The sequence below is a fragment of the Oenococcus alcoholitolerans genome (assembly GCF_051852995.1).
Taxonomy (GTDB): Bacteria; Bacillota; Bacilli; order Lactobacillales; family Lactobacillaceae; genus Oenococcus; species Oenococcus alcoholitolerans.
The window spans coordinates 875,894-893,132 of record NZ_CP176042.1; the positions used below are offsets into that span (position 1 = coordinate 875,894).

18 protein-coding genes are annotated in these 17,239 nt (G+C 33.5%); 4 read left to right on the forward strand and 14 right to left on the reverse strand.

Going from position 1 to position 17,239, the window contains the following annotated elements:
- Nucleotides 1–174 precede the first annotated feature (174 nt).
- From ACKP2L_RS04940 to ACKP2L_RS04955, 4 genes are all read right to left on the reverse strand, one after another.
- Nucleotides 175–507 carry a hypothetical protein gene (locus ACKP2L_RS04940; protein WP_439424759.1) on the reverse strand — a complete coding sequence of 111 codons (333 nt, stop codon included), beginning with the start codon at nt 505–507 and terminating at the stop codon, nt 175–177.
- A 231-nt stretch (nt 508–738) separates the two neighbouring features.
- Nucleotides 739–903 carry a hypothetical protein gene (locus ACKP2L_RS04945; protein WP_439424760.1) on the reverse strand — a complete coding sequence of 55 codons (165 nt, stop codon included), beginning with the start codon at nt 901–903 and terminating at the stop codon, nt 739–741.
- 793 nt (nt 904–1,696) lie between these two features.
- On the reverse strand, nt 1,697–2,479 hold the full coding sequence (locus ACKP2L_RS04950) for a DUF6731 family protein (RefSeq protein ID WP_439424761.1): 783 nt from the start codon (nt 2,477–2,479) through the stop codon (nt 1,697–1,699).
- 54 nt (nt 2,480–2,533) lie between these two features.
- Nucleotides 2,534–2,656, reverse strand: coding sequence for a hypothetical protein (locus tag ACKP2L_RS04955; RefSeq protein ID WP_439424762.1), 123 nt, complete (start codon nt 2,654–2,656; stop codon nt 2,534–2,536).
- Between the two features lie 815 nt (nt 2,657–3,471).
- On the opposite strand from ACKP2L_RS04955, the gene ACKP2L_RS04960 reads away from it, so the two are divergent.
- The 3 genes from ACKP2L_RS04960 (at nt 3,472) to ACKP2L_RS04970 (ending at nt 5,788) form a co-directional block, all read left to right on the forward strand.
- On the forward strand, nt 3,472–4,704 hold the full coding sequence (locus tag ACKP2L_RS04960) for a type II restriction endonuclease (RefSeq protein WP_439426207.1): 1,233 nt from the start codon (nt 3,472–3,474) through the stop codon (nt 4,702–4,704).
- A 16-nt stretch (nt 4,705–4,720) separates the two neighbouring features.
- Complete coding sequence (locus ACKP2L_RS04965; protein WP_439424763.1) at nt 4,721–5,362, forward strand: ion channel; 642 nt, start codon at nt 4,721–4,723, stop codon at nt 5,360–5,362.
- Between the two features lie 75 nt (nt 5,363–5,437).
- The gene (locus ACKP2L_RS04970; protein ID WP_439424764.1) at nt 5,438–5,788 is read left to right on the forward strand and encodes a DUF898 family protein; all 351 of its coding nucleotides are present in this window, start codon (nt 5,438–5,440) and stop codon (nt 5,786–5,788) included.
- A 1,318-nt stretch (nt 5,789–7,106) separates the two neighbouring features.
- On the opposite strand, the gene ACKP2L_RS04975 is transcribed toward ACKP2L_RS04970, so the two are convergent.
- Nucleotides 7,107–8,039 carry a glycosyltransferase family 2 protein gene (locus ACKP2L_RS04975; protein ID WP_439424765.1) on the reverse strand — a complete coding sequence of 311 codons (933 nt, stop codon included), beginning with the start codon at nt 8,037–8,039 and terminating at the stop codon, nt 7,107–7,109.
- 120 nt (nt 8,040–8,159) lie between these two features.
- Here ACKP2L_RS04975 and ACKP2L_RS04980 point away from each other — a divergent pair, with 120 nt between their 5' ends.
- Nucleotides 8,160–9,896 (forward strand): hypothetical protein, encoded by a 1,737-nt coding sequence (locus tag ACKP2L_RS04980; RefSeq protein ID WP_439424766.1) that lies wholly within the window; start codon nt 8,160–8,162, stop codon nt 9,894–9,896.
- 151 nt (nt 9,897–10,047) lie between these two features.
- Here ACKP2L_RS04980 and ACKP2L_RS04985 read toward each other — a convergent pair whose 3' ends face one another.
- From ACKP2L_RS04985 to ACKP2L_RS05025, 9 genes are all read right to left on the reverse strand, one after another.
- The gene (locus ACKP2L_RS04985; RefSeq protein WP_439424767.1) at nt 10,048–10,290 is read right to left on the reverse strand and encodes a hypothetical protein; all 243 of its coding nucleotides are present in this window, start codon (nt 10,288–10,290) and stop codon (nt 10,048–10,050) included.
- A 59-nt stretch (nt 10,291–10,349) separates the two neighbouring features.
- The gene (locus tag ACKP2L_RS04990) at nt 10,350–12,245 is read right to left on the reverse strand and encodes a P-loop NTPase fold protein (protein WP_439424768.1); all 1,896 of its coding nucleotides are present in this window, start codon (nt 12,243–12,245) and stop codon (nt 10,350–10,352) included.
- Between the two features lie 182 nt (nt 12,246–12,427).
- Complete coding sequence (locus ACKP2L_RS04995; RefSeq protein WP_439424769.1) at nt 12,428–13,363, reverse strand: hypothetical protein; 936 nt, start codon at nt 13,361–13,363, stop codon at nt 12,428–12,430.
- Nucleotides 13,364–13,374: 11 nt separating this feature from the next.
- Nucleotides 13,375–13,965: a Panacea domain-containing protein gene (locus tag ACKP2L_RS05000; RefSeq protein ID WP_439424770.1), complete on the reverse strand. Its 591-nt coding sequence runs from the start codon at nt 13,963–13,965 to the stop codon at nt 13,375–13,377.
- Between the two features lie 122 nt (nt 13,966–14,087).
- On the reverse strand, nt 14,088–15,101 hold the full coding sequence (locus ACKP2L_RS05005; protein WP_439424771.1) for a GH25 family lysozyme: 1,014 nt from the start codon (nt 15,099–15,101) through the stop codon (nt 14,088–14,090).
- 50 nt (nt 15,102–15,151) lie between these two features.
- Nucleotides 15,152–15,535, reverse strand: a complete 384-nt coding sequence (locus ACKP2L_RS05010) for a phage holin, LLH family (RefSeq protein WP_439424772.1) — start codon at nt 15,533–15,535, stop codon at nt 15,152–15,154.
- 210 nt (nt 15,536–15,745) lie between these two features.
- Entirely contained in the window at nt 15,746–16,018 is a 273-nt protein-coding gene (locus tag ACKP2L_RS05015) for a hypothetical protein (RefSeq protein ID WP_439424773.1), read from the reverse strand.
- 153 nt (nt 16,019–16,171) lie between these two features.
- Complete coding sequence (locus tag ACKP2L_RS05020) at nt 16,172–16,432, reverse strand: hypothetical protein (RefSeq protein ID WP_439424774.1); 261 nt, start codon at nt 16,430–16,432, stop codon at nt 16,172–16,174.
- Nucleotides 16,433–16,438: 6 nt separating this feature from the next.
- Nucleotides 16,439–17,233 carry a hypothetical protein gene (locus ACKP2L_RS05025; RefSeq protein WP_439424775.1) on the reverse strand — a complete coding sequence of 265 codons (795 nt, stop codon included), beginning with the start codon at nt 17,231–17,233 and terminating at the stop codon, nt 16,439–16,441.
- Nucleotides 17,234–17,239 lie beyond the last annotated feature (6 nt).

Consider the following 17,239-nt stretch of genomic DNA (forward strand, 5'->3'; position numbering starts at 1 on the left):
ATTCTAATTCTTTATACAAAAAAACACCCACCAGCATATAGCCAGTGGGCGTTTTTTTGTCTATTTATTAAATTGTTTTGTAACTCGTAATTTTATCAAATGAAATCCAATACTCTTTTCGATTGAGTATGGCAGGCAATTACGATTCCAACAAAACGGCTTCTTACTAATCTTTTATTTATTGACATTGCCAGAAATTAGCCAAGAATTAAAAATAGATTTCGCTGCTTTGACTTTAAAAAACACAATATCACCCTTTTTCAAACCATATTGTTGAGACTCTGGGTAAAAATTTAAGTGTTTACCTGCTTGAATATTTTGTCCCAAAGTAGTCTTATTCTCAACCCTTTCAATTTTGATTTTTACTACTTTATCGTCAATTGATTTTCCGGCGTTTAGTCTGGTTTCTGCCTGTGTGTAGGTCAAATCGTAATGTGGTCCATTGATTGCTGGCAGAATAAAAAAACAAGCAATGACAACAATGCTCACTATAATTCCAATAATCAATATACTTTTTTTCTTTTCATTCTCTCTCCAAAAAACTTAATCCACTTTCTATGAACCATTTTTAATTATAGGGGGGTAAACAGAAATATATACAAAAAACACTCCCGAACGTCATCGAGGGTACTCTATAAATCTTTAGTTACCCGAAACTTTAGTTACAATAGTGTTACTTGAATCATATAATAAATTTAAGAAAGAATTCGTTAGCTAACGAACGCTATATATAAAGCATCATTCTTTAGGTTGATTGATTTTTTTTAATTCTTCACTAATCTCATTTTTATTGTCTTGTTCTTCTTTGATCGTTGGTCCAATTTGATTGGTACTTTCATCATTGCTAAAATACAAAGAAATAATTGTTAATAACATACTGATTGTTTCATATGTGGCAAACAATAGAAATCCTACACATAAATTCCAGCAAAAAAAATCAAGGGAAGAAAGTCGAAAGTATGGCCCATAAAATAAAATATTATTTCGCGATTATGCCTCAATACCTGCATAACAACAGAAAATATTAATGTCAAAAAACTAGAGAAAAGCGAGAACCTGAGTTCGCAAATAAACTGTCCTACTTGATTATTTTTTTTGATAATTTCAAAAGCAACAGAACTCTTTGATACAATTAGTACCCCATAAAGTGCGCTATAGAATCCTATTATCACGGAAGAATACTGAATAATAGAATTCAAAACGTCCTCAAAACCATTTGTTTTGTTACTAAATTTTAGAACAAAAACTAAAAACACGGAAAAACAAATAGAAAATAAAGCTGACCGCCAAATAATATGAAAACAGTCTATCAATTTGTTTTTCATAATCGTTCCTCCTTTTTCTACTGAATTATTTATTGATCCATTTTTTGTTTAAATGACTTAACAATAGAGCCCCCATCGTTATTAATGTTATTGTCAATAGTATCCTTATTTTCTTGGTATTTAATAGTCATTTCAGCTAAAATAGCTTGTGGATTAATGTGCCTCTTTAAAATTGTCTTAGATTGGTTCTCTGATGTTTCCTTCGATCCATTAATATTATTTTCAGCTGAAGAATTTGTTTCGGGCTTCAAATCAATTACTTGTTGATTGTAAATAAGTGCATTAAAAAGATTTAACGATTCCTTAAACCCGTTAGTATCATCAACGACATCTACTTTGGCAGTCTTAAACCCGTCGCTATTTTGGTGAATTTAAGAAAGCATTTTAATCATATTCTCAGTATCAAGGTATCCGGCTGAATCAGTGGTTTTAGATGCAGGGGTTACCGTCACCTCTATATTAAGTCCATCAAAATAATCATTAACCGACTTTAAGCTTTGTAAAACAGGATTGTTGAAAGCTTTAAAAATCTTTCCTTTTGCCTTTCTATAGGTGTTCGCAGTTTTAAAGGAAATTTTTTTGTATAGTTTTCCATGAGAAGCTGTAGAAAAAACATTTTGGTCAAAGATAGGCTCTAACTTAACAACTGCCTCTGAATATTCTGAGGAAAGCAGTTCATTTGTCATATAACTTAAATAAGCTGAAATAGCTGATTCTGATAAACAGGAAATATTTTTTTGTAAAGTTAGAACATAATTTGTTTCGTCGAAAATCCCAGATAAGTCATCAGTTAAATATTCATCAGCATTTAATGGGACATTATACTGTTCCAAACTATCAGATAATTTAGTAACCTTAGATATATATTCATTAGGTGCAGCATTCAATTTTTCAAAGTGAATTCTTAATAAATTTGCATTTTCCGCATCACTTTTAAAATAATCAAGTCTAACAATATTTCCCGTATCCTGGTCTTGAATATTCCTCTCTTGATTTGGTTTCCTGGAAAAAGCTGCAAGAAAACCCAAAAAATCGAAAAAACCTTCTATATCTTGTTCCTTTCCCTTTTTCTGTTGATGAACCGAAATATACATTCGATAGTAATACTGTTTTATAATTTTTGTCTTATTAAGTTTCGTCTTTTGATCTGCCATTATAAGAACAATTAAATCACTTTTTTAAGCTAATAGAAGAACACAATTAATTTACTAACTTAACTCAATAACCTTGTTTTGAGCGTTCTTTAAATCAGTCTGTGCAGCTGCCAGTGCATCAGCTTTAGCTTTGGCTGCGTCTTGTTCTTGTTTTAACTGTGCCTGTTTTAGCTGCATGATCAGCCTGTTCTTTAGTTACCTGCGGAATTGAACGATTGAGTTCATCGGCGATAGCCAGATATTGGGTCTTGATAGCAGTGGCTAACAGGTTCTCATCAGCTTTGTCAAAACCTAATTGCTGTAATTTATCTTGAGCTTTTGAAATGGCAATGTTCTTTTGGCCTGCCCTTCCAGATAATCTACAGCACCCAGTTTTTGCGCAGCTAGAATACCATAATCAGCTACCGGCTTTAAGAATGCCAAAGCCAGTTCGATTTGTTTGTGGTTCTTTAATTGTTTGATTAAAAATATTTAGGAGGTATTTCTAAAATATTAACAATTTTTATAACATTATTTTGAGGAAAACTCTTTTTATTGCTAGCTTTAACGTTCTTTAACGTTCTTTAACGTTATAGAAGATAGCGAAATATTCATTTCCGTTTTGCCAACATATAGATACAATTAACTTATGATAAACAAGGATATTTTCAGACTTCAATTAAGAAAAGCAATTGAAGAATCAAACTTCTTACAGGCTGAAATAGCAAGAAGATTAAAAGTAAATCCAGCAACTATAACAGGTTGACGAAGAAATGACGTAAATTTAACAATTTTTGAGATTTGAAACCGATAGCTACGATCCTGAACAAGGCCTTTTCAGTATACAAATACCCAAATAGAAAATAACGAACCATCTGTGATAGTTGTAGGAAACTTCTAGTTCGGAACTTGCGAATTAAATGATGAATTTATTAAATGTATATTCAAAAAAATATCAAATTTAAGGATAAAAAATGGATATTACTTATTTAAAAGACATAATTGACCAATATATGCAGAAACCTGAATTGCTTTATCAGAATTGGTACATTCATAGCGAGGATCGTTTAAGAGCTTTCAATAAGGTTAAAAAAGGAACGAAAAAAATAATTTCAACAATTAGAGAAGCTAGTTTCCCTAGAGATCTACACGGATCTGCATTAGAAGAAGTTATGGACATAATCTGTGAACAACAAGAAATATTTAAGGGCGCTAAGCATGCTTTTATGTGGAAACCAAAAATGAGAATACCCGACATCTATGAAAATAGGGATAATCAGATCGCTTTTGCTGACATGCTTAATCAGGTAATAAATACTAATCAAGAAATTAAGATGCTGATGGCTGTCGAAGAACTAGATAAACACAATATAAAAGGTCTTGGTCCAGCAGTTGCTAATATTCTTTACTTTTTAAAACCCGATATTTTTCCACCATTCAACACAAGCATAGTTAAAGGATATAATTTTTTGACAAATTCAAAAATTAAACTAGGAAAATGGTCAGAATATTTCAAATTAAGAGACGGAATTATAGAACTTAATCAAGCAGGAGGATTATTTTCTAAAGATTTAGGCGCTATTTCAGGGCTTTTGTTTGATATCGGAAAGGGAAATTATGTCATCAGAGAGAATATTGAATTAGTAACGAAAGAACAAATAAGCGGAACCAAAAGAAAAATCGATGAAAAATTAGAGGAACAAGAAATAAAAAACCTCCATCAAAGAATCCAATACATTCTCGCCGAAATTGGAAATAACATTGGCTATCACGCTTGGATAGCTTCAAATGATCATAATCGAACATATAAAGGATTTAGATTGGGTGATTATTCTTTACCCAGTTTGCCAAAGGACATTGCTTCCCTGCCTCATCATTTACAAGAAACCATAGGATTAATTGATGTTATTTGGTTTTCAAAAGAAAATAAAACAGTTGCCGCTTTCGAAGTAGAAAAATCAACTTCAATAATGTCAGGAATGAATAGAATGGATGATCTTTACCAAGCTGCTAATAATAACGAAATGATGTTGTACATAGTTGTTCCGGAAAGAAGAGAAAATAAAGTACTATATCAATTTAGCCGGCCCCATTATATGCATAGTCACCATTTGCACGACCGCTTGAGATACATATTATTTAAGGATTTAATAGATAATTTTCAATCTATTAAAAGGTTCGGAAAAGATTTCTCAGTTCTTAGTTCAATATCTCATTTTCCAGATGGAAGAAAAGTTAAAGATTAAAATAGCAGAGGAAGAAATGGAAAAGAAATTATTTAATATTTTTTTGTACCTGCTGGCTGCTATTTCAATTCCCTTAGCTTTTATGGATACATCAAAAGCGCCTCTTATTTATCTTGATTGGGGAATTTGGATCATCTTTGTTTTAGATTATTTTTTTGAGTTGCGGTTAGCAAAAAACAAAGCACATTATTTCAAAAGCCATGTTATCGAACTCATTTCGATCATTCCCTTTAATGCTTTTCCAGCATTTAGAATATTGCGTATCCTACGAATCTTTGCATTCTCGGCGAGATTTTTACATAAGACAAAAGATTTCCTCATCGAAACGAAAGTTTATATCACTTTTATCATCACTGGTATTATCTTGATCATTTCAGGGTTACTGTTTGCATTTTACCAAAATGATAATTTTTTAGACGGCATATTATGGGCTTTAGGCGTTGCCACGACCAGCGGATCTCCTTTTGCAGCTACGAAAATGGTAACTAAGATCGTAAATATCATCCTCATGTTTACAGGGATCGGGCTAGTCGGCTACTTTACTGGTGCATTGGCCAGTTGGCTGACTAAAGATGATATTTCCAACAGCGATATTGATCGAAAACTCGATGAGGCTATTAAACAGCTTCACGACTTGCAAATAAAACAAAAAACATAATTTTGTATGCAGGCGGAAATAAGAATCTAAAAAACTAGTACGTGCAGCGTTCACGTTAATCCGAGGGAAAATAAAATGGAAAATACTTCAAAAACCGTAGAATACAGAGAAGTTAAAAATGGAAAACAATCATTTTTTGATGGCGGATTGGCACAATTTATCGGCTATCTGATCTTAGGAATAATCGTTACGTGCATTACGTTTGGAATATGTTATCCATGGTCTTTTACGATGATCTATAACTGGCAAATAAAACACACTGTTATAAATGGCCACAGACTGGCTTTTAATGGCACAGCTATTGAACTTTTTGGAAAATGGATCGTATGGCTATTTCTATCAGTAATAACATTTGGAATCTATTCTTTTTGGTTGAGGATAAAATTAACACAATGGAAAACTAAACATACCTATTTTGCAAATTAAATAATTGCCACCTTTCGTGGCGCACATGTGCAGCAAGCCGTGCCCATGTTAAAGGTAAGCTATTGAATAATTTTAATTAGACCCATTCGATTATGAATTATAATTCTTTCGACATCAAAGCCGCGTTTAATTTTTAAACCCGTTTTCCTGGCAGATGAAACATCTAACAGTGACTCCATAATTTGGTTAGATCCATCGAAAGCTTTGGTGACGATCGTCGGCGTCTTCCTATCCGATCTGATCAAATAATCCGCAACTAAACAGTATGTATGGTATCGATAAACGATCCGGCATCGTAAAGAAACGGCTTCAGGAAAAATTCCAACATGTGAATCTTGTTCTTTAAAATATCAATATGACCGTGAACTGGTGTTAATTTACTAAAGTCCAGATCGCATTTATTAAGATCCTTTCAAAAAGATCGTGTCCTTTTGAATATTTCAGTCAAACTAAATACATAAATTTGTTTTCTTTAAAGCTAGCCGCAAGGGCTCGATCATCACCAATCTTATCCCTGTAAAAAAAGTAATCGTTTGATTCAAAAAAATATCTTCAAAAGCGTTGTCCTGATCTCAAGCTGTGCAATGTATCATCGCCCCTAATAAAATTGATAACTACTCTTCTTTTCATAAAAAACAAAACGACTAAATTAATAGTCGTTCTCAATATGTACATGGGTTTAAGGTGTCCTGGTCCAATGTATTCTTTTTTACGTCTTAGGATTGACAAGCGGCAAGCAAATTACGGCAACTCTAGGCTTTTAAAGATGTACCAGCGTCTGCTGCAAGACATAACGGACAAACAGCGATGTTCGTCTCTTGTCTTAGTTTATTAAATTTAGTGAAATAAAAAAATAAAATAGAGCACTTATCAGTACTTGCACTAGCAAGAATTTGAAAAACAAATCAATAATCGAACCGGCAGATTTAAGAATTGATCTCTTTTATAAAAATAAAATCAGATCGTCTAACTTAAAGTTTTTATAAAGAAGAAGCTGAAAAAAATTGATCACTGTATCGAAAATCGTTCTCTGGGCATTTTCTAATGTACCAACTTTGTACCAACTTTTAGCATTGTTTGGTATATTTAATCAGGTTTGGTCATGTTTGTAAAGAGCCCAGAAACGCCGTCATATCAACATTTAAGCAAAGAAAAAGCGCTATATCAATGTTTTTGATATAACACTTGTTTTGCCCTGAACAGTCACGTAGGAAGCCTATATAACGGCGTTTTAAAGGTGTTTTGTGCAATTATTGTGCAATCAGCTTAATATTTTATTATCTAAACCATTTTATATTACTAATAAAATAAAAGAAAATTATTCTATGTCCTTTTCTCTAACTATATAATTAGGACGTTTTTTGGATTCTAGATAAGTTGAAGCAATGTACCTACCGAGCACACCTATGCTTAGCAGTTGGACACCGCTAAAGAACAAAATAATCGTTATCATAGATGCCCAGCCAAAAGCACTGGGTATACCCATAAAAAATCTAGCCACTACTACGATAGCTGCTAAAATAGATAAGAAAAAGCAAAATATTCCTATAATTGTGATGATAGTTAAAGGAAAGGTAGAAAAGCTTACTATTCCGTCCATTGCATATTTAAATAAATCAATAAAAGACCAAGAACTTTTTCCGGCAATACGATCTTTATTTTGATACGAGATATAGCTTCTTCTAAAACCAACCCAAGCGAATATCCCCTTTGAAAACCTTTGATTTTCAGATAAAGAAACAATCGCTCTAACTACGTTATTTTTCATCAAACGAAAATCACGCTCACCAGAAACTAATTTCGTATTACTAATTTTATTTATAAACCAATAAAAAGAATTTGAAAAAAACGATCTAATAACAGGCTCATCCTTTCTATTAGACCTCCTCGCAACTACCATATCAACATGATCATTTTTTATTTTGTTAAGCATAATAGGCAACAATTCGGGCGGATCTTGTAAGTCAACATCCATTACGGAAACGTATTTATAGTTAATCGAAGCTTTCAATCCGGCTAATAGTGCACCTTCTTTACCAAAGTTTCTGGAAAAAGAAATGTAATGAATGTCTGCTGACTTCTTTTGCTCTTTTTTGATTATTTCTAGACTATTGTCAGTTGATCCATCATCAACGAATAAAATATTTTTTTTAACCGGTAGTTCTACATTAGACAATGCTTTTACAAAAAGAGGTATCGTTTCTTTTTCGTTGTGTACAGGAACTATAATAGATAAATCATTTTGACTCATGGATCATCCTTTTCTAATAATCATAATGGAATTAAATTTTGCTTATAATTAAGCAATGTGTATGTAGTGCGTTAACTAAAGATTTAAAATTTTATTTATGGGGAGATTAATAAAATAGATATGAGATTGAAAAATTCAGAATGGACAAAAGTTTTCTTATTATTTACAATTATTGCCCTATTTTCGATAAGTCCAATAATTAATCATCAACAATTCATTGTTGGTTCAGATACAGCCTTCCATATGAATAGGATTTTCGATTCAGCAATGCAAATTAAGCATCATAATATACAGTATTTCATTTCTATGTATGGTTATCAAGCAAATGCTAGAATTGTTAATCCATTATATTCGCCAATTTGGATTTATGGTTTTGGATTAATCTTAGACATTTTAAAAAGTTGGTTATCATTCCAAATCGCATCAGATTTAATTTTTGCCCTAATTTCTCAGTTATCAATGTATTATCTGCTTCGAGAAAACAAAATTGAAGAAAAACTATCAATATTTTTATCAATATTTTATTATTCAACTATCTCAGGATCTTATATAATCGAAAATTCTTTCAACGGACTTGCAGCTGCAATTCTACCACTCGGAATATCTGTTTGTGTACGATATATAACCAATAGTAATAAACCTGTGAAAATTGTAGAACTAACATTGGCTACTTCTCTAATGATACAAACTCACATCTTAACCACTTTGTTTTTAATTTCGATATATATTTTAAGTTTTTTTATTTTTTTAATTCAAAATAGAGAAAATTATCAAAAAATTTATCTTGCATTAAAAAATACGTTAGTGGCTGGGATTTTAACTTTACTTCTGACATTTAATGTCTGGGGTTCATTTTTAGAAATTTACTTATCAAATAAGCACATAATCAAACCATTCATAAGAAATGATTACGCTTTTACAGGTGAATTATTCAATATTGATAGTGTCACTAATGGAGCGTGGAGAACTATTGGATTATTGTTTTCGATAGTAGTAGTTTTTCAAGCTTCATATCTAATTATCAATTGGCATAAGACAAATTTCAAGAATAAATTTGTCTCAATATTAGGCTTTATATTTTTGTTACTCGACACTAATTTCTTTCCATGGTCGATCTTATGGTCAAAAATACCATTTATGAGAGATGTTCAATTAGTAAATAGATTTGGTTTTATCGCAAAACCATTTATTATATTTGCATTTGCCTTAACAATAACAAATTTAATCAAAGAAAAAAGAAACAAAAATTTTTTAATACTACCAATATCTTTTGCTCTTTTATCAATTATTTTTAATACATCTGCGATCGAAAAAGTAACGCAACAAATTTTAGGAAAACCAGCCGTTGTAACTCCCTATAAAGTTAATCTGGAGGATTACACAAATAATAAAATTTTTAGAACAAAAAAACTCCAAAAAGCAGTAAATAAGATGAAAGATGGTACTATCGACTACATGCCCGGAAAAATCGATGATGACATTCCATCACAATACAACAGAGCCATGTACTTTGATACTAACATTTTAAATAATAAAAAAAATTCCAAAAAATTTATAAAAACTACAAAAAATAATAAATTAAATTACATGTTCACTGCTAAAAAAATAAATAAGCAGGTCATGATTCCGGCAATAAAGTACGGACATTCAATCATTCGATTAAATGGAAAAATAATCAATCCAAGATTAACTCCTATCGGATCAATAATTATCACACCGCAAAAAAGGAAAAACATGCTACAAATCTCCTATTCTCCCTCCGCTTTTTGGAAAATAGGGATGATAATTTGGATACTATCTATAATAGTTTGTTCTTATTTATTGATTAATAATAAAAAATATGCTCTTTTACAATAGTTTAATAACTAACTATATCAACCTTACTATTTTCGTCACATACATTTTGGACCCTGCTGTTTATGCTTTAAATAACTCAACTTTGGACAGTTAAATTATTGGGAGTTTTTTGTTTGTTTATTTTTCATTAAAAGTAATTAAATATATAATTCTATTGAATATTATTGAGTTTATACAAGTTCCCAATTATTGAGGTCACAACCTCACCCGTTTCGTCATCAATATAGCCATTGAATAAAAGACCACGACCACGTAAATCGTTTAAAGCAGTGACTAGATCAGCTTCATCTAAGCCTGTTAAAGCTTGTAGATCTTCAAAGCTCATAATTTTCAATCTATAGTCAGTCGATGGTAAATCAAAGGCGACTTGGATAATAAGTTGTTCATTAGTCATAAGACTAGTATATGGGAACAGGTGTTCGGAAAAAAGATGTATACACAAAAAAATGCTCGCTATTTCAAACGTTTCTGTAGATGAGTAATACTTTGAGAAATGACTTTTTCCAATTCAGATAATTTATAAATTAGCACTAGATGATGTTTATCATCCAACGAATCCTTATATTGTGTCAAGTCTTTTAGGAATTGTTTGGCAGGCTCGATTTCATTTTGATGGAATTCGTCTGCATTAGATACCTGAATGATGTCGGTACTCAGGTAATGTGATAATCCCTGAATTGGTTTTGCCTTTGAAAAGGTACCATTTTTAATTTGCTGGCTCTCATTTAAAAGTTGAAACAAGCTAATGTCTTTGGACAAAGAAAATTTAGTTAAATCAGGCATATTCGATTTCCATTCATCATCAAGAACTACTTGCATCATTTTGTTTGCGCCTTGGTCATTCAGTTGGTTCTGCCTACTTTCCACAAGGGACTTTATTTTTTTTCTAAAGCCACCTTCTCGCGACCATTCGACAAAATTATCCATGATACGAGTTAGCTGATCTACATCACACCGATTGATTTTTTTCTCGATGGAAGCGAGAAGCTCATCTGCAGGATAATTTGACTCAACAGGAAGTTTCCGGTCTTGCAAGTTCATAAAGCACTGATAAATCCGAATCAGATCATCAAGGTCTGAATCCGGTGCCTGAATTAAGTTAATCAACTTCTCTTCTTTCTCAATTAATTCTTTATCAGTCTGAATGTTTTCTAGCATATTAACAGTTCTGGCTAAGGGCAACACTTTGGAACGGTGTTGAAGCTCTTCTTTCTCTCGACCTAATTGAGACAAGAAATCTTCCACACAAAAATAATCAGCCGTAATCAAATAATAGATGGATTCTGGAAAGAGAATGTCCAAATTTAGCTGAGCATCCTTGATAACAGTGTCATATTGTTCAATCAATTCGCGAATTTTGTTTTTCTTTTTGCTTTCATTATCTTGTGAACTTGACATGTTGGCAAAAATATTTTTTATAGCACTAAAATACTCATTTAAAAGAGCTTGGCAATCCGAGACATCTTCAATTAGGCCTCTTTTATATGCCTGAGTGAGTATCCAGGTCGAAACCAAAGCTACTTTCAGACTATGCTTTAGATCTTTAGAGTTTAGGCTCGGTTTTGAATTTACAAGTAAATCGCTAACCTGTTTAAAAGAGCTCAGTATGCTCTTAATCGTTCTCAGATTGATATCTTCATCAGAGATAAGAAGCTTTTCTGATAAGGACAAAATATCATCATGTTGTTCAGAAGGAACGCTCTCAAAAGGCTGTTTTTTAATAAGATCGAAGGCAACGATATAATTATAGCCACTAAAAGAGATTGTTTTATTAATGATTTTCTCTTTCTTATCAGCTAAATCATCTGAATAATCATATTTATCTTGATTGGAAATAATGATGACTTTGCTGTGATTCTGTTCAAGCAGGCTGGCAATATAACCAAAAACCTGTTTGATCCCCAATTCCTCAGACATTCTTTCCAGATCATCAAAAATAAACAAGTATTTTTTATAGTCGATATTTTTAAGCAGGTGATCTCGAATTTTCTTCCCAAATTCTTTAGCGGGTTGTTTCAACAACTCAGCTTGAGAAAAGCCTAAGTTCTTAATTAATTCTAAGGAGTTTGCAGCTATCTTTGTTGCCTGATAGCTAGTCTGTTTAACGGTGCCAAGAGTTGCTAGAATTTGTACACTCACTTCGGATTTAATTTCCGCTAAATCTTGCATATTGCTAAGGGAAACGTAAATTGTTCGATAACCGTTTTCTTCAATGAGCTTCTTGGCGGTATTTTGAATATAATAAGTTTTTCCAGTGCCCCAAGGACCATCAATTTGAAATGCCTGATCATCATCCGATCTCAAGTAAGACTGAATTGCTTCGCCTATTTTATTTATTTCATTCTCCACAGTGTGTGCTCTTTTCTAAAGATTAATTCAATTGTAATTAAAAAAATCAAAGAAAAACAATCGAATTAAAGATATCTTCTTTACGAGATAGACGCGTATATAACAACTTGTGGATAAATATAAAAAACACCCCCGAAATTAATCGATAAGATTTAATATAATATTTGCTTTTTGGCCCACAATTACTTGCTGACCATTCTTTTTATACTAAACAATGATCGGAATTTTTTTAATATCTTTTTCCTATAGGCAAATAGTATAACAAATATAGAAGATAGAACCGCTGATATAGCCACTAAGAAACAATAATTTAATAACCGAAGGCTTGGCCAGGTTTTTCCTAATAGTGAATAACCAAACCAAAGTGACAGACAAAAGAAAGTCAAAACAAAAAAAATACTAATAGTGGAAGGATAATATTTTCTGATATTTAAATTGGAATACGTTATCTTAGACAATCCAGTCATTAAACAGACTAGTATAATATAAACTGCTAGAACGTAAAATGAACCAATAATTATCACCGAACCTATAGCTTGTTGATTAAAACTCTTAAGGCTCCCAAAAACGTGACCCAACAATTGTGCTCCACCAAAAAGAGCAAATGTGATTGATGTAAAAATACCTAAAATAGTAACAAAACGCGCTGTAATACTATCTATATTTTGTTCAATCTTTGATGTTTCTTGTTTTAATTTTGATGTTTCTTGTTTTAAGTCAGAAACTCGATTATTAGCAATATCCCTTTGCAAGATAGACAAGGAAACATGGGACTTGAATTTTCCGGTAAATTTTTCAGAGTAGGATTGATAATCTATACCATCGTTCCCTGAGCCTCCGCAGGAAATTATAGAAGCAGATATAATATTTATATTTTGTCTCCATAAAGCAGACTCGTCTTTTTCGCCAATTTCTGTATGTTCAAAAATATACCGAGTAATTTCTTCATATGGAAGTCTATAGTTCGGGGTAATCAAACCAAGTTTATCAATAACAATTTGCGCTTTAAATCTATTTCCATATCTAGAAAAATCTTCCTCAAAAATAGCCTTAATTAAAGTACTAGTTACCGATGCATTTATGCTGACGATTTCATTTGTTCTTGGACCCGCTGCCAACTATAGAGACCTTAGATTTCAAATCCTGTAATATCTTTAAACTTTTTTCTATTTTCTGGAGAGCTATAGTAATCTTTCAACTCTTTATCGGTATATTGAAGATGCATTGCTCCCTTTGATATCTGCTCAGAAACGTTTTTCCAAGGATCATCCGAATGTGTTTCACGAACTAAGCCAAAAGGGTCTTCTCTGAATCTTGATAATATGCCCTTAGATATGTCTTCTATAGGTCTCTGATCGTCTTCTTCAATGTCGGTTTTTGTATAATTATGCAAATAAAAACCAAATACTTTCCGATCTCCCTTTGTATAATCTTTTTCATCAACGAATAAACTTTGTGGTGCATTTATCGGTTCGCTACCGTAGTTATTGAATTCGTGATACACATCGGGGATTACCGGACCATATTCCCATTTTTCCATAGAATTACTGAAAATATTTCTATCACACTTAACAAGAAAATAGATTTTAACATAGTACAAAATCTTCTGAAGCATTAAATTGGAAACTTTATTCGGATTCTGATCAACAATAAAATTCGCAATAAAACGAGCATCGTATATTTTATTTGCACGGTTATTCAATCCTTTTTTGTCTTTCATTCTTCCCTCTTGCTAACTTAATTCTACAATAAGCAAACAAAACGTAAACAAAAAATAAGCAAACCATAAACAAAATAAAAAAAACACCCACCAGCATATAGCCAGTGGGTGTTTTCAATATATTAAAAAGTTAGATCTTGTTCAAGCACATGAGTATTCTGTTTGCCATCGGTGTAATAGACTTCATACTCGTACCACGACCTAGAATATTTGACAGCATATTTTGTCGCTTTGGCAACTGTGCCGAGTTTAAGCCGTCTAGGCGCCAAGTCGTATCCGTTACGTTCTTTTAGTGCTTTTGGGCTGATTTGGACTTGATCGCCAACTTTAAACAGTGGTGCTGGTGCTTCTTCCCAGATTTGGATATTGCTTTCCAGCAAATCGTTATAAGGGTTAGCACCAACCTTGCCATCGTAGACGGATTTGCCATTGACAACACGAGTTTTAACAATTTCAATCTTAGCCCCTACCCATTTTGAGATGTCGTAACCAACAGCGTTTTTGCTTTGCCCATCTTTAACTGTGACAAACTGACCCACTTTATAGGCGAACTTGACAGCAGGTATGTCTGATTTGGCGTAGGCGTCCCATGTAGATTTGTCTCCATAGAACTTATCTAAATCAAGATTACCAGCCCAGCCAGCTAAGCGTCCACTAGAACTGTATTGGAAAGCCACAGCGCTTTTCCATGAGCCTAAGCCCTTGTTATCCGTCCACGGATCAGCTTGGTAACCAGTACGATTATAGTTTGCGTATTGGGCAAAAAACAAACCGTAGTCAGAAGCAACTGGTGACCAATCATACTGATGAACAACGCCTTTACTCATGTAAATGATTGGGCGAACACCTGTTCGTTGATATACATGATCCAGCCATGCTTTAGCCCAGCCAACACCCTGATACACAGCATTGGCTTCCCAATCAAGCATAAGGATACCGTGATGTACATAGTTACTAATATTGTTTACAAAATAGTCAGCCTGTTGGACAGCATTTCCTACATTAGCAAAATGATACCAGCCAACTTTTTTACCAACTTTTTGAGCCGAAGCAGTTTGAGCATTACAAGCTGGACTAACATATCCAACACCTTCCGTAGCTTTAATGAAAACAAAATCGGACGGTACAGCGGACAAGTTTATGCCAGTTTGGAAAGAGCTGACATCAATTCCGTTTAAAACCATGCTTAAGCCTCCTTTTTGTCTTCTACTTTAGGAGCATGTTTTTCCAGACCTTTGACTTTAAGTCCATCAACAGCCTTCTCTAAAAACTGGTCAACTTGTTCTGGTGTTACATTACCTTGCAAGCCATTCTGTTCTAGGCGCTGATTAAGTAAGTTAGTAGCAAACTTCTTTTTGCCTAATCCACCATCAAGCGAATTTTCAGCAAGCGTCACAGCTTGATCTGCGAACTCAAGAATAGATTTAATGTGTTCGTTACGAAGTGAAGCTTTTTCTGTGTCTATCTTTGCTTCTACCAATGAAATTGCCTTGTGAGCAAGCAATGATATGAAGTAGACGCCAAATGCACTAATGAGTGCGATTGCAAGTTGTATCAATTGATTAACCATTATGAATCCTTTCCTTCTCTGCAGAGAATGCTAGGGTTTTAATTATCACCTATATACCTAGCAGATATAGGCTATTTACGTTCTAGTCGTTAGATACGATGCCATTGGTGTTAGCAGAAGCTGAAAAAGTCATTAAAAAAAGGATTACAGAAATCGCAATCCCTAATATTTTTCTTTTGTTCATCAATTATCCTTTCATGCTTTTTTAACTCATTTATTTTCTAGCCGCTGGATACGAGTTTCGTGGTCATCTAGCCTTTTTCCGTGCGTATCTAGCCTTTCTTTCGCGCTATCAAGACGTGTTTCGTGACTAACGATTTTATCGTGGTGTTCTTCCTCTTTATCACGGATTTCTGCCAACAATTGGTTAAGATTGTCGATAGAATTTTTCAACGTGTTTTCAGTATTTTTATGCTCTTCTTCACGTCTCTTGGTAGATTGTTCATATTGAACTTTCCACCAATTTCTGCGTTCAGATTCCATCTTTTTCTTCGTGTGTTGTATCCAAGCCGTGACACTGGCAACAGCTGCGAGAAGAGAACTGACAAAGATGATGATGTTAGTTAAATCAGATGACCAGCTTCCCCATTCGTCTAATATGTCTGTTAAAAATAACACATTCCTATCACCTCTCTTTTAATTACTGTTACTGTTTAGTACACTTTGACTGCTACTACTGCTAGCTGAATCAGATGGACTATCTGGTTGTAATTCTTGTAATAAATTATCAAATTCAGTGATTATCTTATCTTTGTTAGCTTGGTATAAATCAATTGAGTTGATAGCCAAATTGATATCATGTAGACCGTTATTATCGGTTGCCGAAAATTCAGCAATCATAATGCCATTATCGTCATTGATCACTTGTCCATAATTTATTGTTGTATTTTTATCCATGATTCCTCAATTCAACGGGTAGCTGGTCGTAAACCAGATATCGTAAACGAAATTATGCGCCGCATTATCTGGTGTTAATGCTAACGTAACAGCACCATTAGTGTCTATTCGAACGATTCCCATACCGGAACCACCATTCGTACTTTTTTCCTGTCTCAAACCAACGGCAAAATTTAACGTTGTAGCCGGAACCGTCCAGCTAGGCATTGTGAACAACGTATCGCCCTGTTGTACGCCAAATAAACTATTAGCGTTAATGTAAACGATCCCATTGTTTATACGATAAATCAGCTGTTGAACAGTGCCTTTTGCCGGCGTTAAATTACGCCAAGTGGAATTCAAGTAAACTGATCGACGGTCATTTAATGTGGCACTGGTTGCCGTCGAACTAAATGCGATCAGTGGGAAACAATATATGACACCGCCATTATTTAAATCATCTTGTTGAACGTATTGCTGAGTGACAGCACTTACATAGACCTGATTAACATTAACTGAATAGTCCGGATCGCCGACATTACCGAATACGTCGTTGGTTTGTGATAAATCGACCACGATACAGATATATCCACTTGAATTAGCTGGGATAGTCAGTGATTCAGGACTGGTTATCTCGACTAACCGCCCGCAAATTAGGGCTTGTCCCGTATCAACCGTAGCCGTTAATCCGTTAACCGAAACATTAAACGCATTGCCACGATTTAAAATGCCACTGACATCAGCGGATATCCCGCTATATAAGCTAGCATCGTTTTGCGGACTGGCAAAATTTCTGTCCGCTTGATACATTGTTATGGCCATATTGCC